Here is an 18,780-nt window from a genome sequence, read left to right on the forward strand (position 1 = left end):
GTCAGCCGGCTGACGACCCATTGACGGGCCGCGCGGCTTGCGCCATGCCGCATCCATGCTGCGTATCGACGACATATCCTATTCCATTCAGGGCCGGCCCCTGTTCGAACATGCCACAGCGACCATCCCCGAGGGGCATAAGGTCGGCTTGGTCGGACCCAATGGCGCGGGCAAGACCACGCTGTTCCGGCTGATCCGGGGCGAGCTGTCGCTGGATGGCGGCGCCATCACCTTGCCGCCGCGCGCCCGTATCGGCGGCGTGGCGCAAGAGGCGCCAGGAACGGAAATCTCGGTTCTGGAAACGGTTCTGGCCGAGGATCGCGAGCGTGCCGCCCTGCTGGCCGAGGCCGAAACCGCCACCGACCCCCATCGCATCGCCGAGATTCAGACCCGGCTGGCCGATATCGACGCCTGGTCGGCCGAGGCGCGTGCGGCCTCGATCCTTGACGGGCTGGGGTTCTCGACTGCGGATCAGTCGCGCCCGACCCGCGATTTTTCCGGCGGTTGGCGGATGCGGATCGCACTGGCCGGCGTGCTGTTTTCGCAGCCCGACCTGTTGCTGCTGGACGAACCGACCAACTATCTGGATCTGGAAGGGGCGCTTTGGCTGGAAAGCTATCTGGCGCGCTATCCCTATACGGTCATCATCATCAGCCATGATCGCGACCTGCTGAACCGTGCGGTGGGCCATATCCTGCATCTCGAAGACCGCCGGCTGACGTTGTATACCGGCGGCTATGACGGCTTTGCCAAGCTGCGTGCCGAACGCCGTGCCCTGCGAGCCGCAGAGGCGCGCAAACAGGCAGACCGCCGCGCCCATATGCAAAGTTTCGTCGACCGGTTCCGCGCCAAGGCCAGCAAGGCGCGGCAGGCCCAGTCCCGCATCAAGATGCTGGAACGGATGACCCCGATCACCGCGCCCGAGGAAGCCAAGTTCCACCGCTTCGGCTTTCCCCAGCCCGAGGAACTGTCGCCCCCCATCGTCGCGCTGGAAGGGGTCTGTGTCGGCTATGACGGTCGGGCCGTGCTGCGGCGGCTTAGCCTGCGGATTGATCAGGACGACCGGATCGCCCTTCTGGGCCGAAACGGGCAGGGCAAGTCGACCCTGTCGAAGTTGCTGGCCGAACGCCTGCCCGCGATGGAGGGCAAGGTGACCCGCGCCGGAAAGCTGCGCGTTGGCTATTTCGCGCAGCATCAGGTGGACGAGCTTTATCTGGACGAAACCCCGCTGGATCACATCCGCCGGCTGCGGCCCGACGAGGCGCCGCCGAAGCTGCGCGCGCGGCTGGCCGGTTTCGGCCTGATGGAGGCGCAGGCCGAAACCAGGGTCGGGCAATTGTCGGGCGGGCAAAAGGCGCGGCTGTCCCTGCTGATCGCCACCATCGACGCGCCGCATCTTCTGGTGCTGGACGAGCCGACCAACCACCTTGATATCGAAAGCCGCGAGGCCCTGACCGAGGCGCTGAATGACTATACCGGCGCGGTGGTGCTGGTCAGCCATGACATGCATCTGCTGGGGCTGGTCGCCGACCGGCTTTGGCTGGTCAAGGATGGTGCGGTCAGCCCATGGCAGGGCGATCTGGACGATTACCGCGCCTTTCTGCTGCAAGGCGACGCCCCCGCCCGGAAAAGCGAGCGTGATCAGCCCGCTGACCAGCCTGCCGCGAAACCCGCAGCCAAGCGGCCGCCGCGCGACGAATTGCTGGGCCTGCGGGCCGAGGCGCGCCGGGCCGAGGAGCGCGTGTCCAAGCTGACCGAAATGCTGGCACGTCTGGACGAGAAGCTGGCCGACCCTGCCATCTATCAAAATCCGGCCGAGGCCGAGAAATGGGGCCGCAAACGCGCCGAGGCCGTTGCCGCGATGTCACGGGCCGAAGATATCTGGATGAATGCACTGGAAAATCTGGAGCTGGCCGAAAGCGGTTGATATGGGCTGATCCAGTCGCCTGAACGCTTGCGAATCTGCAACCAGAAGGCGAAAATACCCTACCTGCGCCCGAGGTCCTGACATGAAAAACCTGATCGCCGCCGCCCTTCTGGTTGCCGCCCCGATGGCTGCACCTGTTGCTGCTTATGCGCAGGATCGGGTGTTTTCGATTGATGCGGGGCTTGGGGTTTCGGTTTCGCCGACCTATCCGGGCTCGGACGAGGTCGAGGCCGGCCCCTGGCTGCTGTGGCGCAATGCCGTCTTTAACGCGACCGGGGAAAAAGGCGTGCCGGGCGACGGGTTCTCGATCTCGCCGTCTTTCGGGCTGGTCGGTGAACGCAACGAGGACGATGACGATGCGCTGGCGGGTCTGAACCAGATCGACCGGGCCTATGAACTGGGCGGTCGTGCCAGCTATCGCTCGGGTCCGGTGACCGGATATCTCAGCCTGCGCAAGGGCTTTGGTGGCCATCACGGCATTACCGGCGAGGCCGGGGTGAAATATCGCACCGATGCCAGCGATCGGCTGAGCCTGTGGTCAGGGCTGGAACTGGGCTATGGCAATGGCGAATACAACCAGACCTATTTCGGTGTGACTGCGGCCGAATCGGCGGCCAGCGGCTATGCTGCCTATGATCTGGGTGGCGGGATCAACAAGGTCTCGGCCAAGCTTGAAGCGCGCTATTCGCTGTCTGACAACACCGCCCTGCTGGGCGAGGTCGAATATGGCCGCATCGTGGGTGATGCCGCCGACAGCCCGATCGTGCAGGACCGCGATCAGCCCGCAGTCCGTCTTGGCATTGTTCGGAATTTCAGCTTCGGTTTCTGACGGTTAAGGGGCCGATCTCGGATAGGCTTCAGGGTCGGCGGCAGCCGTTGCGCCTTAGGCGCCGCCGCGCAGCAGCCGGCGTCGTGCGGGCGGGATGGCGCTGATCTCCAGCCCGGTAAAGACATGCAGCGTGTTCAGCTGCCGGTCCACCACAGCGTGATCGCTGACCCATCCCCCCATTGCCAGATAGCTGCGCAGCAGGGGCGGCATCGCCGCCATGGCCTTGCGCGGATCGGGTCGGCGCAGTCGTAGCGCACGGGCAAAGCGGAACACCTGTGGCGCCTTGACCCGAGGCAACCAGCGTTTCGGGGCCAGATGTCGTTCGCGCAGCATGGCGAAGGCATCGGCATAGCTGTCAGGCTCGGTCCCGACAAAGCTGGAACAGCCGAACAGCAGGCCCACGCCCTCGGTTTCGACATAGTCGGTCAGCCGGGCCCAGGCCAACCGCAGAATATCGGGATCGCGCCAATCGGGATGAATGCAGAACCGGCCCAGTTCCACCAGCTTGCCATCGTAATGGGCCAGCGAGGACAGGTTGTAATATTGGGCCGAATAGCTGCGGGCGATCTCGGCCCCGCCTGACAGGGGCAGGATGCGATAGCAGCAGACCAGCGCGCCGCTGCTGGCCTCTTCGATCAGGACGTGGCGGCAGATCGCGTCATGGGCGTCGTGATCCAGTTCGCCTGACTCGTCCGCCTCGCCGGCCTGGCGGCTGCGGGCCAGAAAACACAGCCAGCGCAGATGCTGCGCGGCGTGCAGATCGGCCTCGGATTCGGCGAATCGGGTTATGTATCGGCCCTGATGCATCATCAGACTGTTCCAGCCCTTTACGCTTTGATGCAAGCTTACCTCGGTGCTGTGACGGAAACGCGAAACCGACCATCAAGGTTCACTTCTGGTTGAGGATTCGCATATCCAGTGCAGGGACGCGACAGGTCGCGGTGCTGCGGTGGCGGGCCCTAGGTCGATTGCAGCCCGGTTTCGGGTGGTTGGTCCAACGGGATGTTCAGATCGTCGCCCAGCACGCCCTCGACATAGATGCGGCGAATCAGGATCATCGCGACCATCAAAAGCGGCGTGGCCAGCACCACGCCGGCAAAGCCGAACAGCGTGCCAAAGGCGATGATCGCCAGCACGGTCAGCACCGGCGGCGTGTCGGTGGCGAATTTCTGGATCATCGGCAGCAGGATATTGCCCTCGACCTGCTGGATCACGATGAACAGGATCGCGACATAGACCGCCATGTCGAACCCCTGCGTCAGCGCGAACATGACCGCCGGAATCCCCGACAGGAACGGGCCGATATAGGGGATGATATTGGTCACCCCCGCAATCAGCCCCAGAACCATCGCCAGCGGCATGCCAAGCGCCCACAGCCCCAGCCCGGTGATGATCGCCACCGCGATCATGTCCAGCGCCTGACCCGCCATCCAACGCCCAAGCGCGACGTCCATTTCGTTCATGATCCGCGCGGCGGCCGGGCGATGGCGGATCGGCACCAGCCGCAAGGTGCCACGGCTATAGGTCGACGCATCCAGCGCAAGAAACAGCGCCATGGTGATCAGCAGCACCAGATTGGCCAGCCCGCCGAAAACCGATGTGATCGTGCCGGTCAGAACGCCGAAGATCGCCGGCAACTGCTGCGCCGCGCGGCTGGCCTGTTCAGCCGTGGGGCCGTTCGGGCGGACCTCGATCTGGCGTTCGATGAACTGCCCGGCGGCACTGTTGTTCAGCCAGTCGGTCACCTGCTGCCAGGCGCCGGGAAGGCCGTTGAGCAGTTGGTTGAACTGGGCCGAGATCGCGGGGCCGACCGTCGCGGCGACCAGCATCACCGCCAATGCGGCGATCAGCGCCGTCAGCAGGATGCCGATGCGCGGCCCGGTGCCGATCAGCCGGGTCAGCAGCCGAGCCCCGCCGCGCAATGCGATGGCGATCAGGATCGCGGCGAAGGCCATCAGCAGAAGGCCGGACCAGATCCATATGGCCCCCACCAGCGCGATCAGCGCAAAGACGGTCAGGATCGTCGCCAGCGGCACTTGCGGTCGATCCGTGGGCGGCAAGGAAGGCGTGTCGGTCATGGCGGCTTTCCACAAATCGCAAGATGGCATCGGCCATATCAGCCATATCACGGTTTTTTGGCGCATGTCAGGCCAGTTGCGCTGTGCCCTGCACCGGCCCGGCTTGCCCGTCCGCCCGAAGCCTGCTAACCGAACGCGGATTTTTCACGGGTGACGCGCATGGCGGCCCATATGACAGGACGAAAAGACATGGCGATCGAACGCACGCTTTCCATCATCAAACCCGATGCTACCCGCCGCAACCTGACCGGCAAGATCAATGCCAAGTTCGAGGATGCCGGCCTGCGCATCGTCGCGCAAAAGCGCATCCACCTGTCGCCCGCCCAGGCCGGCCAGTTCTATGCCGTCCACGCCGAGCGCCCCTTCTATGGCGAGCTGGTCGAGTTCATGGCATCCGAGCCGGTCGTCGTGCAGGTCCTGGAAGGCGAAGATGCCATTGCCAAGAACCGCGAAGTGATGGGCGCCACCAACCCGGCCAATGCCGATGCCGGCACCATCCGCAAGGAATTCGCCCTGTCGGTCGGTGAAAACTCGGTCCACGGTTCGGACGCGCCGGAAACCGCCAAGGAAGAGATCGCCTTCTTCTTCAGCGGCCTGGAACTGGTCGGCTGATCCGTTCCACCAAGCTGTAAAAAAGGGGCCTTCGCGGCCCCTTTTTTCATGCGGTGCGGTGATGCCGGGCGGCGCTATAGCCCCAATTGTGCGATGAACGCAGCGACCTCGGCCTGTGGCGCGGTGCAGCTGGCAAACAGGGTGGCCTGCGATTGCAGGATCGGCGCGCCGGACAGCACCTTCAGGTGGTTGGCGCGCAGGGTTTCGCCCGAACTGGTGATGTCGGCGATGGCCTCGGCGGTCAGGTTGGCCACGGTGCCCTCGGTCGCGCCCTGGCTGTCGACCAGCTGGTAATCGGCAACCTCATGGGCGGACAGCCAGGCCCGCACCAGCCGGTGATATTTCGTGGCGATGCGCAGCCGGAAGCCGTGGGCGGCGCGGAAATCGCGGGCGATGGCGGCGAAATCGTCCAAGCCCTCGCAATCGCGCCACCCCGCTGGCACGGCAAGGATCAGGTCGGCATGGCCGAAACCCATCGGCGCGATCTCTGTCACGATCGACCGCCAGCCCGCCAGCTTTTCGCGCACCAGGTCGGTGCCGGTGACGCCCAGATCAATCCGGCCCGCGCCCAACTCGCGCGGGATCTCGCCCGCCGACAACAGCACCAGCGTCAGGTTGTCTGCGCCCTCGACCCGACCGGCATATTCACGGTCGGATCCGCTGCGCGACAGTCGCACGCCGCGATCCGCGAACCAGTCAAAGGTCTGTTCCATCAACCGCCCCTTCGAGGGCACCGCCAGTTTCAGCATCATGCGGACTCCAACTCGGCGATCAGGCCGGGGCGGATGATGCCGCCAATCGCCGGGATGGCGCGGCCCGCACCCAGCATCGCCGTCATCGCGTCATAGCGCCCGCCCGAGGCGATGGGCGGCCAGTCGGCGTGATCGCGGGCAAGGAAGCTGAAGGTGAAGCCGTCGTAATATTCCATCGTATGCCGACCGTGGCTGGCCTCGAAGATCAGGGCGCGCGGGTCAATACCGCGCGCGGCGATGGCGGCGATCCGGGCCGAAAGGCGATCCACGGCCGGGCCGATGGCGGGCATTTCGGCGGCGAGGCCGCGCAGATCGGCAATGGCATCGGGGGCAGCCGCGCGGATGGCGAACAGCCGCGTCAGCCGGTCAGCCCATTCGCCCGGCAGGGGTGCTGCATCGGCGTCCGAGGCCAGACGGTCCAGCCGGGCCTGCATCTCGGCCTCGCTGCGCAGCCCGGTAAAGGGGGCGTCGGTGGGCGCAAAATGGCGGGCGATGGCGGGGGCCGAGAACCGCGCCAGCAGCGCGGCAAAGCGGCGGGGGCGCCAGATATGGTGCAGCAGCGCGTCGCGGCGCGGGGCGGGCAGGGGCAGGGCGCGGACGGCCTCCATCAGCAGGCTCATGTCGCCGATGACGGCTTGCGTGCCATAGGGGGCCAGCAGGTTGTGAAACAGCGCAAAGACCTCGGCATCGGCGTCCGCGTCGCGGCTGAACAGCTCGAACCCGGCTTGCAGATATTCATTGTCGCGCGGGTGTTCGGGGCGGGTCTCGCCGGGGTCCTGCTTGCGGAAAACCTCGCCCAGATAGCAATAGCGCGCGGGCTCGGCCCCGCCTTTCATATGCATCTGCACCACCGGCACGGTGAAGTCCGGGCGCAGCGCGACCTCGCCCCGCAGCGGATCGTCGGTCAGATAGGCGCGGGCGCGGATATCCTCGCCGTAAAGGTCCAAGAGCGTGTCGGCCGGCAGCAGGATATCGGGCGCGACCTCGACCGCGCCGGCGGCGCGAAAGGCCGTCAGCATCCGCTGGCCGATGGCCTGCTTGTCGCGCTTGGGGATCATCCGAGGATACGCCGCACTTCCGCGACCAGATCAGCGCGGGGCACCTCGGTCTGGGCGGGCTGGGATTTCCATTCCTCATGGCTGGCCTCGGCTGCGATTTTCGCGCCAAGGATCAGGTCCTTGACCTGCACCACGCCGCGCGCGGCCTCGTCGGCGCCCTGGATGATGGCCACGGGAGATTGGCGTTTATCGGCGTATTTCAACTGGTTGCCGAAATTCTTGGGGTTGCCCAGATAGACCTCGGCGCGAATGCCGGCGGCGCGCAGATCGGCGGCCATCGCCTGATAATCGGCCATGCGGTCGCGGTCCATCACGGTCACGACGACCGGGCCGGTGGCCTCGGCCCCCGCCAGCCCCTTGGCGCGGAGCGCGGCAAGCAGGCGGTCGACGCCGATGGAAACGCCGGTCGCCGGGACCTTCTGGCCGGTGAAACGCTCGACCAGACCGTCATAGCGGCCACCGCCCGCGACGGACCCGAATTGGCGCTTGCGGCCCTTTTCATCGAGGATTTCAAAGGTCAGCTCGGCCTCGAAAACCGGGCCGGTGTAATAGCCGAGGCCGCGCACGATCGAGGGGTCGATCACCGCGCGATCCGCGCCCACGCCCATCGCATCCAGCATGGCGGCGATCTGGGCCAGTTCCTCGATACCCTCGGCACCGATGACCGACGCGCCAACCGCCGCGCCAAGATTGGCCAGCGTGGCGGCGTTGTCGGCACCCTTGGAGGTCAGGAAGGCCAGAACCGGGGCGGCTTGCGCAGGGGTCAGCCCGACCCCTTCGATTTCCGCGCCGCTGTCATCCTTGCGGCCCGTGGTCAGCAGGGCCAGCACGCCAGCCTCGCCCACCTTGTCGAACTTGTCGATCTGGCGCAGGACGTCATCGGCTTGGGTCGCGTGGACCTCTGCGGCCTCCAAGACGCCGTTCAGCACCTTGCGATTGTTGATCCGCACGATGTAGTCGCCGCGCGCGATACCCACGGATTCCAGCGCATCGGCCAGCATGGCGCAGATTTCGGCATCGGCGGCAACGGATGCGCTGCCCACCGTATCGGCATCGCATTGATAAAACTGCCGGAATCGCCCCGGACCGGGCTTTTCATTGCGCCAGACCGGACCCATCGCATAGCGGCGATAGGGGATCGGCAGGTCGTTGCGAAACTGCGCCGCCACCCGCGCCAAAGGCGCCGTCAGGTCATAGCGCAGCGCCATCCAGTCGCCCGAGCCGCCGCCGGGCACGTCAGCCTCTTGCCAGGCAAAGACGCCGGCATTGGGGCGGTCCACGTCGGGCAGGAATTTCCCCAAGGCCTCGACCGTCTCGACCGCGCTGGTTTCCAAGGGGTCGAAGCCGTGGCGGTGATAAACCTCGGCGATGCGATCCAGCATCACCTTGCGTTCGGTCACGTCTGCGCCGAAATAGTCACGAAAGCCCTTGGGCGTTTCCGCCTTCGGACGGGGCTGTTTCTTTTGATCTTTTGCCATGTCGGTCGCCTTTGGCCGGTCCGTGGCTGCTTTACCGGAGGGGACCGGCATGGACAAGCGCAGCGAGGCACTGGAAGAGGCGATTGCCCATCTGACCCGCGTGGTGGACGACTTGTCCGAGGTCGTGGCCCGGCAGGATACCGAGATTGCCCTGCTGACCCGTCGGGTCGAGGCGCTGCTGCGCGCGGCGGCGGAACGCGAGATGGATGCCGGCGGCACCATCCCGCTTGCCGATCAGCGCCCGCCCCACTGGTAAGGGGGCGCAGCGGCAGGCGGGCGTGGTCTATTCCGCCGCGTGGGCGGTTTCGCTGCCCTGTTTCATCTGGAAGCCGCGTTCCAGCTGGTCGAAGGGCGCGACCGGATAGTCGCCCGAGAAACAGGCATCGCAATATTGCGGGCAGGATTTGTTGCGGCCCTTGGCCTCGCCCACGGCGCGATAAAGCCCATCCAGCGACACGAAGGCCAGCGAATCGACGCCGATCCATTCCCGCATTTCCTCGGTCGTCATCTGGGCTGCCAGCAACTTGCCGCGATCCGGCGTATCGACGCCATAGAAGCAGGGCCAGGCGGTCGGGGGCGAGGCGATGCGGAAATGCACCTCGGCCGCACCCGCATCAAGGATCATGTCCTTGATCTTGCGGCTGGTGGTGCCGCGCACGACGCTGTCATCGACCAGCACCACCCGCTTGCCTGCGATCAGGCTGCGGTTCACGTTCAGCTTCAGCCGGACGCCCATATTGCGGATCTGTTCCGTCGGTTCGATGAAGGTGCGACCCATATACTGATTGCGGATGATCCCCATGCCATAGGGGATGCCCGATTCCTGTGCATAGCCGATGGCCGCAGGCGTGCCCGAATCGGGGACGGGGCAGACCAGATCAGCCTCGATCGGGGCCTCGCGTGCCAGTTCCACGCCAATCTGGCGGCGGGTTTCATAGACCGAACGGCCGCCGATGATCGAATCCGGGCGCGAGAAATAGACATGCTCGAAGATGCAGAACCGTCCGGTCGAAGGCCCAAAGGGGCGGCTGGATTCGACCTGGCCCTTAGAGATGACGACCATCTCGCCCGGCTCGATTTCGCGGATGAACTGGGCGCCGATAATGTCCAGCGCGCAGGTTTCCGAAGCCAGCGCAAAACCGTCATCGCCGATCTTGCCCAGCACCAGCGGGCGCACGCCCAAAGGATCGCGCACGCCGATCAGCTTGGTGCGGGTCATGGCGATGACGCTGAACGCGCCCTCGACCCGGCGCAATGCGTCCTTCATCCGCTCGGGGATGTTGCGCTGGATCGAGCGCGCCATCAGGTGAATGATGCATTCGCTGTCGGACGAGGACTGGAAGATGCTGCCGCGCTCGATCAATTCGCGGCGCAGCGCGGCGGCATTGGTGATGTTGCCGTTATGGGCGATGGCACAGCCGCCCATCGAAAACTCGCCAAAGAAGGGCTGCACATCGCGGATCGCGGTGTTGGCCTTGGACCCGGCGGTGGAATAGCGGACATGGCCGATGGCCAGCGGGCCGGGCAGGGTGGCCATCACATCGGCCTTGGTGAAATTGTCGCGGACATAGCCAAAGCGGTGGGCGCTGTTGAAGCCCTGTTCCGCATCATGGGCGACGATGCCGCCGGCCTCTTGCCCGCGATGCTGAAGGGCGTGCAGGCCCAGGGCGACAAAGCTGGCTGCGTCGGCCACCCCGATCACGCCGAATACGCCGCATTCCTCGTGCAGGCGATCGGAATCGAAGGGATGGGCCAGGAAGGGTTGCATCTGGGTCATCGAAATTCCGGTGCTGCTGGCGGTTTCGATGGCTATGTAGGGGCGCTGCCCCGAAAAGTCACGCCCCCGCGTGGCTGCGGGGGCGTTAATTTGTCATCCGACTGTCAGATTGTGCGAAAGATCAGTTGCTGGCAGGGGGCGTATTGGCCGGATCGACGTGCGCGCCGGTGCCACCGCAGCTGCCGACAAGCTGTTCGTAACGGCTTTCGATCCAGCCGGGCGCGTCTTCGGGCAGGCTGTCGTTCATCTGATCGCCAAGACGCGCAAAGACCTGCGCCGAGCGCGAGTTTTCGACCATCTCGACGCCTTCATTGGTGATCACGCGGTCATAGATGATAAAGGCCACCGCCACCAGCAGCACTCCGCGCGCCACGCCGAACAGAAAGCCCATGCCCTGATCGACCCCGCCAAGCGCCGAGCGCTGCACGACCGAGGAAAACAGGGGCGTGATGATGGAAAACACCACCAGCGCCAGCGCAAAGACCACGGCAAAGCCGGCGATCATGCTGAGTTCGCAATTATCGCCCAGGAAATCGCGCAGATAAGGGATTTGCGCGATCAGCGGGCGCATGGTTCCGGCGAAGAGGAAGGCCAGGATGGCCGCCCCGATCCAGCCCAGAATGGCCAGCGATTCGCGCACGAAGCCGCGCGAATAGGCCAATATGGCCGAGAGGATGATGACCGCGGCGACGACGCCGTCGATGATTGTGAAGCCGTCCATTTACCTGCCCTCGTGCCGGTTTCGCGTTGCTTTTCGCGGGGTTCAGCCGGCACCAAAGACCTCGCCCACAAATCCTGTCAGGTCGGTGATGCCCATGACGGACATGCCGGCCAAACCCTCGACCTTTCGGGCTTCGGGTAAAATCGCCTGTGAAAAACCAAGTTTTTGCGCCTCTTTCAACCTATTTTCGGCCTGAGCGACGGGACGTAGTGCCCCCGACAGGCTGATTTCACCGAACAGGACGCAATCGCCCGGCAATGCGCTGTCTTCACGCGCGCTGAGCAGGGCGCCTGCGATGGCCAGATCGGCGGCGGGTTCATTGACCCGCATGCCGCCGGCAACGTTCAGGAACACATCAAGCCCCGCGAAGGGGATGCCGCAGCGTGATTCCAGCACGGCAAGGATGGTGCTGACCCGGCCGCTGTCCAGGCCCACGACGGTGCGGCGCGGACTGGCAAGGGTAGAGGGCGCGACCAGGGCCTGAATTTCAGTCAGCACGGGGCGGGTGCCTTCGATACCGGCGAACACGGCGCTGCCCGGCGTCGGCTGGCCGCGTTCGGACAGGAACAGCGCCGAGGGGTTGGCGACCTCGGCCAGGCCCGCGCCGGTCATCTCGAACACGCCGATCTCGCCCGCCGGGCCGAAGCGGTTCTTGACGCTGCGCAGGATGCGGAACTGGTGGCCGCGCTCGCCCTCGAAATACAGCACGGTGTCGACCATGTGTTCGACCACGCGCGGGCCGGCGATCTGACCCTCCTTGGTGACATGGCCGACCAGAACGACCGAAACACCCCGGCTTTTGGCGAAGGTGACCAGTTCATGCGCGGCGGCGCGAACCTGTGCCACGCTGCCCGGTGCGGCCTCGACCTGATCGGACCACAGCGTCTGGACCGAATCAATCACAGCAATGTCGGGACGTTCGGCATCCAGCGTGGTCAGGATGTCGCGCAGGTTGGTTTCCGTGCCAAGGCGCACGGGTGCATCCGCCAGCCCAAGGCGCTGTGCGCGCAGGCGGATCTGGGCGCCGGCTTCCTCGCCGCTGATATAGACGGCGTGAAGGCCGCGCCGGGCAAAGGCCGCGGCCCCCTGAAGCAGCAGGGTGGATTTGCCGATGCCCGGATCGCCGCCGACCAGAATGGCGCTGCCGGGCACCAGCCCGCCGCCCAGAACCCGGTCCAGTTCGGCCAGACCGCTTTCGCTGCGTGGCGGGGGCGCCTCGGCGGTGGTCAGGGGTGACAGGGGCACAGCCCGGCCCTTGGCGGCGCCGAGGCCGCGACCAGGTCCCTGGGACAGGGGGGCTTCTTCGACGATGCTGTTCCAGGCGCCGCAAGCCTCGCAGCGGCCCGCCCATTTCTTGTGGGCAGCGCCGCATTCGGTGCAGGTGAAACTGGTGACGGGTTTGGCCATGCCACATCTTGTGGCACCTGACGGCTGCCGCCGCAATATGGGTATTTGGACGAGAAAGAAACGCTCACGCCATTGTCGGCTTGAAATTTCGGGGCGGCGCGGTCAGGGTCGCGGCGATTTCCGGCAAGGATCGTTCATGGCCAGCCCCGCGCCTTTTTCACGATATGAGTTCATGATCGCCTGGCGGTATCTGCGCGCGCGCAGGGCCGAGGGCGGGGTTAGCGTGATGACCTGGATCAGCCTGATCGGCATTGCCCTGGGGGTGATGGCGCTGATCGCGACGCTTGCCGTCCGGGCGGGATTTCGGGCCGAGTTCGTCGATACGATCCTTGGCGCGAATGCCCATAGCACCGTCTATATGGCGCCCACCAGTTTCACCAATGAGCTGACCGGCGAGGTTTATCGGCAGGCAGGGGTGATCGAGGATTATGACGGTGTGGCGGCCACGATCGCGGCGCTGCCCGGTGTGACGCGGGCCAATGCCGTGGTGAAGGGGCAGGTGATGGCCACCGCCGCAGATCGCTCTAACGTGGCCGAGGTCTTTGGCGTGACCGATGCCGCGCTGGCCGCCATGCCGCGCATCGTGGACCCTGCGACATCCGCCGGTGATCTGGCGGATTTCGGCAAGGGCGTGGCGATCGGCAGCGGCATTGCGCGGGAGTTGAACCTTGGCATCGGCGACAAGATCAAGCTGATCGCACCCGAGGGCGCCAAGACGGCCTTCGGGACCACGCCCCGCGTCAGCGCCTATGACGTGACCTATATCTTCAGCGCCGGGCGTTACGACATCGACCGCACGCGCATCTATATGCCGATGGCCGAGGCGCAGAGTTACTTCAACCGCGAGGGCGTGGCCGATGAGATCGAGGTTTTTGTCGATGACCCTGAGAAGGTTGGCGCCTGGACCCTGCCGCTGATTCAGACTGCGGGCGAGGGGGCGCAGGTCTGGACCTGGAAGGACGCATCCGGTTCGTTCCTGTCGGCGCTGGATATGGAGGATGACGTGATGTTCGTCATCCTGTCGGTGCTGGTGCTGATCGCCTCGATGAACATCACCTCGGGGCTGATCATGCTGGTCAAGAACAAGGGCCGCGATATCGGCATCCTGCGCACCATGGGCCTGACCGAGGGCGCGGTGCTGCGGGTGTTCTTCCTGTGCGGCGCGTTTACCGGGGTGATCGGGACCATTGCCGGGGTGCTGCTGGGCGTGGTTCTGGCGCTGAACGTGGACAATATCATGGCGGGACTGAACGCGCTGACCGGCGGCGGGGCGTGGCAGCCCGAGGTGCGCGGCATATATCGCTTGCCCGCTGAACTGAGGGCCTGGGACATCTTCCGCGCCGTGGCCTTGTCGCTGGCCTTGTCCTTCATCGTCACCATCTTCCCCGCGCGCCGTGCCGCGCGCATGAACCCGGTCGAGGCGCTGCGCTATGAATGAGGTCCTTCGGCTTTCCGGCGTTTCCAAGACCTATGGCGCGGACGGCCCGGCCCCGGTCGAGGTGTTGCGCGCCGTCGACCTGACCGTGGCGCGAGGCGAGGTGGTGGCGCTGGTCGCGCCCTCGGGTGCGGGGAAATCGACGCTGCTGCATATCGCGGGACTTCTGGACACGCCCGATACCGGGCAGGTGGCGCTGAATGGGCGCGACATGACCGGCCTTGGCGACCGCGCCCGGACCGAGGCCCGCCGCGTCGATGTGGGTTTCGTCTATCAGTTCCACCACCTGCTGCCGGAATTTACCGCAGCCGAGAATATCGTGCTGCCGCAACTGGCGAATGCCGTGGCGGCCCGTGCGGCCTCGGCGCGGGCCGCCGATCTGCTGGGCCGCGTCGGCCTGTCGCACCGCGCCGACCACCGCCCCGCGCAGCTGTCAGGCGGCGAGCAGCAGCGGGTCGCATTCTGCCGCGCGCTGGCCAACCAGCCGGCGCTGCTGCTGGCGGATGAGCCGACCGGGAACCTTGACCCCGAGACCTCGGACAAGGTGTTTGACATGCTGATGGGGTTGGTCCGCGAAACCGGGCTTTCGGCGCTGATCGCCACGCATAACCATGACCTTGCCGGGCGCATGGACCGCATCGTCGGGCTGGGCATATGATCCGCGCCGGGCTGTGCTGCGTTGCGCTGGCGACACCCGCCGCCGCCGATCCGTTCGAGCAATTCGGCACGGCGATGAAATATGGGCTTCCGCTGGCGGCCGCGGTTTGCGCCGAGCGCGACGACCGGCTGGAGGATTTCGCGGTGCGCGGCGTGTTGCAGGCGGCGATTGTCTGGGGGCTGAAGGAATATTTCGACGGCTCGCCGCTGTCGCGCCGCCCCTCGGGTGAGGGGAAGGGGTTTCCGTCAGGCCATACGGCGGCGGCGTTCTTTGGCGCGTCTGATCTGGCGGGGAAATGCGTCGAGGATGACCGGGCGGCTGGCGCGGCGCTTTATGGCGCGGCGGGCCTGACTGGCTGGAGCAGGGTGCATGCCGGCGAGCATACCGTGCCGCAGGTGATGAGCGGCGCGCTGATCGGGATCAGCTTTGGCGCGGCGAGTTTCGGGTTCGGGACGGATGAGGTGGGGTTTAGTTGGGGGATGCGGTTTTAATACCCTTGCAGAAATTCGGACGGTCCAATGCACCTCCGCATCGCAGATAATAAAGAGCATATAATTGTATACACTAAATCGTTGATTTTCCGAGGTGCAACCGACAGGTTCGGCCGCAGTTGAAGATGATTTATGTGGAGATTATATGCGTTCGCCAGTGATTTTGACGATCTGTCTCGTGGGCCTGATATTATCGGCCTGCGCGCAAACACAAATTCAACCTATGTCCAAAGATAGCTTTTTGGTGGCCACCCATGCCGCCCCGGCTTGCGGACCCGCCGGAGCTAGAAATGTTGCATTCAAAAGTGCTGCGATAGAGGTCATTCGAAAAGGCGGCGACAAGTTCGTGATTGTCGGAGACCAGATGAGCAGCGGTATGCAGGGCGATTTCTTCTCTGGTTTTCAACAGAACTACTCGCAGGGAATGGTCGTGAAGATGATCCCTGAAAAATCACCTGAATCCGCGAATGCCCTATCTGCACGCGAAACACTTGGCTCGGGTTGGCAGGAAATCGTCGCCAAGGGCGCGCCAACGACCTGCGGTTAGGCCATTGGCCAAATAAATATTGCGCCGAAGCCGTTCGGCGCAATCATCCAACGAAAGTCGACCCGGCCTAGACGTCCAGCTCCTCAACAAACCGCGCTTTCTCCTGAATATATTCGAACCGCAGTTCCGGCTTCTTGCCCATCAGTCGCTCGACCAGATCGCCGGTCTCGCCGCCATCCTCGTCGTCGATGCTGACCCGGATCAGCCGGCGCGTCTTGGGGTTCATCGTCGTGTCCTTCAGGTCCTTGGCGTCCATCTCGCCCAGGCCCTTGAACCGCTGCACGTCGATTTTTCCCTTTCCGCCCAGACCCTTGGCCAGCATCCTCTCTTTCTCGGCGTCATCCGCAACATAGATGCGATGCGCGCCCTGAGTCAGCCGATAAAGCGGCGGGCAGGCCAGATACAGATGCCCCTTGTCGATCAAAGGGCGCATCTGGGTGAAGAAGAATGTCATCAGCAGACTGGCGATATGCGCGCCGTCCACATCGGCATCGGTCATGATGATGACCTTGTCATAGCGCAGATCGTCGACGATGAATTTCGACCCCATGCCGACGCCAAGCGCCTGACACAGATCGTTGATTTCCTGGTTCGCGCCCATTTTTGAACTGGCCGCGCCCAGCACGTTCAGGATCTTGCCGCGCAGGGGCAGCAGCGCCTGATTGGTGCGGTCGCGGGCCATCTTGGCGGAACCGCCGGCGCTGTCACCTTCCACGATGAACAGTTCCGTATTGTCGCGGACGGTGGCGCTGCAATCCACCAGCTTGCCGGGCAGGCGCAGCTTTTTCGTGGCCGACTTGCGGGCGGTTTCCTTTTCCTGCTTGCGGCGCAGACGTTCCTCGGCACGCAGGACAAGGAAATCAAGGATCGAGCCCGCCGATTTCGTATCGGCCGCAAGCCAGTTGTCGAAATGGTCGCGCACGGCGTTTTCGACCAGCCGTGTCGCCTCGGTCGTGGCCAGCCGGTCCTTGGTCTGGCCGACAAATTCGGGTTCACGGATGAAACAACTGACCAAGGCGCAGCCGCCCGTCAGCAGGTCTTCGCGGGTGATCTGGGCGGCCTTCTTGTTGCTGACCCGCTCGCCATAGGCGCGGATGCCCTTCAGAACGGCGGACCAGAAGCCGGCCTCATGCGTTCCGCCCTCGGGTGTGGGGACGGTGTTGCAATAGGACTGGATGAAGCCGTCTCGCGAAGGCGTCCAGTTGATCGCCCAATCGACTTTGCCGGGAGTGTTGAATTTTTCCTTGAAATCGACGCTGCCGGCAAAAGGCCGGTCGGCATAGGTCGAGGTGCCGGAAAGCGTTTCCGCAAGATAGTCGGCCAGCCCGCCGGGAAAGTGGAACACCGCCTCGACCGGGGTTTCGCCATCGTCGATTTCCGATTTCCAGCGGATCTCGACGCCGCTGAACAAATAGGCCTTGGATTTCACCATCCTGATCAGCCGCGCGGGCTTGAAGCGATGATGGCCGAAGATCTGTTCATCGGCATGGAAAGTGACGGTGGTGCCGCGCCGGTTCGGGGCTGCGCCAATCTTTTCGACCGGGCCCTGGGGGATCCCGCGCGAAAAGCTTTGCTGGAACAGTTCCTTGTTGCGCGCGACCTGTACGACCATGCTGTCGGAAAGCGCATTCACGACCGAGGCGCCCACCCCGTGCAACCCGCCCGAGGTCTGATAGGCATCACCCGAAAACTTGCCCCCGGCATGCAGCGTGCACAGAATCACCTCCAGCGCCGATTTTCCGGGGAATTTCGGATGCGGGTCGATGGGAATCCCGCGGCCGTTGTCGCGGACCACCACACTGTAATCGGCCAGCAGCTCGACTTCGATCCGGCTGGCATGACCGGCGACGGCCTCGTCCATCGAATTGTCCAGGATTTCCGCGACCAGGTGGTGCAGCGCACGTTCATCGGTGCCGCCGATATACATGCCGGGGCGTTTGCGCACCGGCTCCAGCCCCTCCAGCACCTCGATGGACGAGGCGGAATAGCTGTCAGAGGTCGCATCGGCTGCGGAAAGAAGGTCGTCGGCCATCGGTCTGCTCGTTTTTCTTGTCGCGGTTTGGCCAATTATCTCATGGGCGGGGCGGCGGGGGCAAGTGGTTGTGGTCTGCTGGCCCGTCGCGCGCAACCCCTTGCGGGGATTCCGGGTCTATTCCGGTTCTGCCAGGCGGGCTTCCCACATCCTGCGGAAGGCCGGGCGCCCCTGACAGTCGGCCAACCAGTCAGTTATCGCGGGAAATTGGCGCATCAGCGGCTCGTAGCTTTGGGCATAGCGGATGACCTCGGCCATGTTGATATCTGCCACCGAAAAACGACGGCCGACCATGTGGCCATTGGCTGACAAATGATCGGCGACGACGGCCAGCGGGCGTTCCAGGCGTTCGGCGGCAGCCTCGATCGCCGCCCGTTCGGGGGCCGAGGTGGCATTGCCGCCATGCAGGAACAGAATGGTCAGGGCGTCGGCCTCGATCGCGGTGCAGGCGTAAAAGCTCCATTGCGACATCAGCGCGTCTTCCTGGGCATCGCCCGGACCAAAGGGCTGGCCGTGCCGCCGCGCCAGATACAGCGTGCAGGCCATGGATTCGAACAGCATCAGCCCGTCATCCTCGATCACCGGGATGGCGCCTGCTGGTGAGAGTTTCAGAAAGGAAGGCGAGCGTGTGTTCAGCGGCGCATCCCGTGCGGTGGGGTCGGTCAGGCGATAGGCCTGGATGACCGGCACCTGACGGAAGGGCAGGCCGATTTCATGGCACAGCCAAATGATGCGCGAGGCGCGGGAACGGGTGACACCGTGAATTGTCAGCATGAGGCTGGCTCCTGTATCTCGAGGGCAGGTTACGTCCGTCGGCGTCTAAGGTGAAGAGGGCAGGGCGAGGCGCAGACAAGTTGCCGTCAGGGCACCCGCCGCCGCCGCCAGGTGGGGCGATGGCCGCGACATGCAACCGCGGGAATGCGTTGGTCGACATCTATATGCAGATGCCGGCCAGCATATCAAACCAGCGCATCAAAA

General features: G+C 64.7%; 18 protein-coding genes. 8 read left to right on the plus strand and 10 right to left on the minus strand.

Annotation, left to right across the window (positions count from 1 at the left end; all coding sequences use genetic code 11):
* Nucleotides 1-55 precede the first annotated feature (55 nt).
* Nucleotides 56-1,927 carry an ABC-F family ATP-binding cassette domain-containing protein gene (locus FNJ84_RS12160; RefSeq protein WP_143793381.1) on the plus strand — a complete coding sequence of 624 codons (1,872 nt, stop codon included), beginning with the start codon at nt 56-58 and terminating at the stop codon, nt 1,925-1,927.
* Between the two features lie 82 nt (nt 1,928-2,009).
* Nucleotides 2,010-2,756 carry a MipA/OmpV family protein gene (locus FNJ84_RS12165; RefSeq protein ID WP_143793382.1) on the plus strand — a complete coding sequence of 249 codons (747 nt, stop codon included), beginning with the start codon at nt 2,010-2,012 and terminating at the stop codon, nt 2,754-2,756.
* 54 nt (nt 2,757-2,810) lie between these two features.
* Here the strand turns inward: FNJ84_RS12165 and FNJ84_RS12170 are convergent, their stop codons facing one another.
* Complete coding sequence (locus tag FNJ84_RS12170; protein WP_143793383.1) at nt 2,811-3,566, minus strand: GNAT family N-acetyltransferase; 756 nt, start codon at nt 3,564-3,566, stop codon at nt 2,811-2,813.
* A gap of 149 nt (nt 3,567-3,715) precedes the next feature.
* A complete protein-coding gene (locus tag FNJ84_RS12175; RefSeq protein ID WP_185968506.1) occupies nt 3,716-4,834 on the minus strand; it encodes an AI-2E family transporter in 1,119 nt (372 codons plus the stop codon).
* 189 nt (nt 4,835-5,023) lie between these two features.
* On the opposite strand from FNJ84_RS12175, the gene ndk reads away from it, so the two are divergent.
* Nucleotides 5,024-5,446, plus strand: a complete 423-nt coding sequence (gene ndk / locus FNJ84_RS12180; protein WP_143793385.1) for a nucleoside-diphosphate kinase — start codon at nt 5,024-5,026, stop codon at nt 5,444-5,446.
* Between the two features lie 74 nt (nt 5,447-5,520).
* Here the strand turns inward: ndk and hisG are convergent, their stop codons facing one another.
* From hisG to hisS, 3 genes are read right to left on the minus strand one after another with little or no spacing between them, the layout of a single operon-like run.
* Nucleotides 5,521-6,198, minus strand: coding sequence for an ATP phosphoribosyltransferase (gene hisG, locus FNJ84_RS12185; RefSeq protein WP_143793386.1), 678 nt, complete (start codon nt 6,196-6,198; stop codon nt 5,521-5,523).
* Nucleotides 6,195-7,256: an ATP phosphoribosyltransferase regulatory subunit gene (locus FNJ84_RS12190; RefSeq protein WP_185968507.1), complete on the minus strand. Its 1,062-nt coding sequence runs from the start codon at nt 7,254-7,256 to the stop codon at nt 6,195-6,197. Before FNJ84_RS12190 ends, hisG begins: the two co-directional genes overlap by 4 nt.
* The gene (gene hisS, locus FNJ84_RS12195) at nt 7,253-8,734 is read right to left on the minus strand and encodes a histidine--tRNA ligase (RefSeq protein ID WP_143793387.1); all 1,482 of its coding nucleotides are present in this window, start codon (nt 8,732-8,734) and stop codon (nt 7,253-7,255) included. Before hisS ends, FNJ84_RS12190 begins: the two co-directional genes overlap by 4 nt.
* 49 nt (nt 8,735-8,783) lie before the next feature.
* On the opposite strand from hisS, the gene FNJ84_RS12200 reads away from it, so the two are divergent.
* Entirely contained in the window at nt 8,784-8,990 is a 207-nt protein-coding gene (locus FNJ84_RS12200; protein ID WP_143793388.1) for a SlyX family protein, read from the plus strand.
* Between the two features lie 27 nt (nt 8,991-9,017).
* Here the strand turns inward: FNJ84_RS12200 and purF are convergent, their stop codons facing one another.
* The 3 genes from purF to radA all read right to left on the minus strand — a co-directional run bounded on the left by purF (nt 9,018) and on the right by radA (nt 12,639).
* Nucleotides 9,018-10,502 (minus strand): amidophosphoribosyltransferase, encoded by a 1,485-nt coding sequence (gene purF, locus FNJ84_RS12205; protein WP_143793518.1) that lies wholly within the window; start codon nt 10,500-10,502, stop codon nt 9,018-9,020.
* A 130-nt stretch (nt 10,503-10,632) separates the two neighbouring features.
* Nucleotides 10,633-11,232, minus strand: a complete 600-nt coding sequence (locus FNJ84_RS12210; protein WP_143793389.1) for a CvpA family protein — start codon at nt 11,230-11,232, stop codon at nt 10,633-10,635.
* Nucleotides 11,233-11,274: 42 nt separating this feature from the next.
* Nucleotides 11,275-12,639, minus strand: coding sequence for a DNA repair protein RadA (gene radA, locus FNJ84_RS12215; RefSeq protein WP_143793390.1), 1,365 nt, complete (start codon nt 12,637-12,639; stop codon nt 11,275-11,277).
* 136 nt (nt 12,640-12,775) lie between these two features.
* Between radA and FNJ84_RS12220 the strand changes: the two genes are divergently transcribed.
* The 4 genes from FNJ84_RS12220 to FNJ84_RS12235 all read left to right on the plus strand — a co-directional run bounded on the left by FNJ84_RS12220 (nt 12,776) and on the right by FNJ84_RS12235 (nt 15,770).
* Nucleotides 12,776-14,077: a lipoprotein-releasing ABC transporter permease subunit gene (locus FNJ84_RS12220; protein ID WP_143793391.1), complete on the plus strand. Its 1,302-nt coding sequence runs from the start codon at nt 12,776-12,778 to the stop codon at nt 14,075-14,077.
* Entirely contained in the window at nt 14,070-14,732 is a 663-nt protein-coding gene (locus tag FNJ84_RS12225; protein ID WP_143793392.1) for an ABC transporter ATP-binding protein, read from the plus strand. The genes FNJ84_RS12220 and FNJ84_RS12225 overlap by 8 nt, the downstream gene beginning before the upstream one ends.
* Nucleotides 14,729-15,223 (plus strand): phosphatase PAP2 family protein, encoded by a 495-nt coding sequence (locus tag FNJ84_RS12230; protein WP_255471191.1) that lies wholly within the window; start codon nt 14,729-14,731, stop codon nt 15,221-15,223. The genes FNJ84_RS12225 and FNJ84_RS12230 overlap by 4 nt, the downstream gene beginning before the upstream one ends.
* A gap of 145 nt (nt 15,224-15,368) precedes the next feature.
* Nucleotides 15,369-15,770 (plus strand): hypothetical protein, encoded by a 402-nt coding sequence (locus FNJ84_RS12235; RefSeq protein ID WP_255471192.1) that lies wholly within the window; start codon nt 15,369-15,371, stop codon nt 15,768-15,770.
* Between the two features lie 67 nt (nt 15,771-15,837).
* Here the strand turns inward: FNJ84_RS12235 and parE are convergent, their stop codons facing one another.
* On the minus strand, nt 15,838-17,802 hold the full coding sequence (gene parE / locus FNJ84_RS12240; protein ID WP_143793393.1) for a DNA topoisomerase IV subunit B: 1,965 nt from the start codon (nt 17,800-17,802) through the stop codon (nt 15,838-15,840).
* A 117-nt stretch (nt 17,803-17,919) separates the two neighbouring features.
* The gene (locus tag FNJ84_RS12245) at nt 17,920-18,576 is read right to left on the minus strand and encodes a glutathione S-transferase family protein (RefSeq protein WP_143793394.1); all 657 of its coding nucleotides are present in this window, start codon (nt 18,574-18,576) and stop codon (nt 17,920-17,922) included.
* Nucleotides 18,577-18,780 lie beyond the last annotated feature (204 nt).

The sequence above is a fragment of the Paracoccus sp. M683 genome, from assembly GCF_007096355.1.
Classification (GTDB): domain Bacteria; phylum Pseudomonadota; class Alphaproteobacteria; order Rhodobacterales; family Rhodobacteraceae; genus Paracoccus.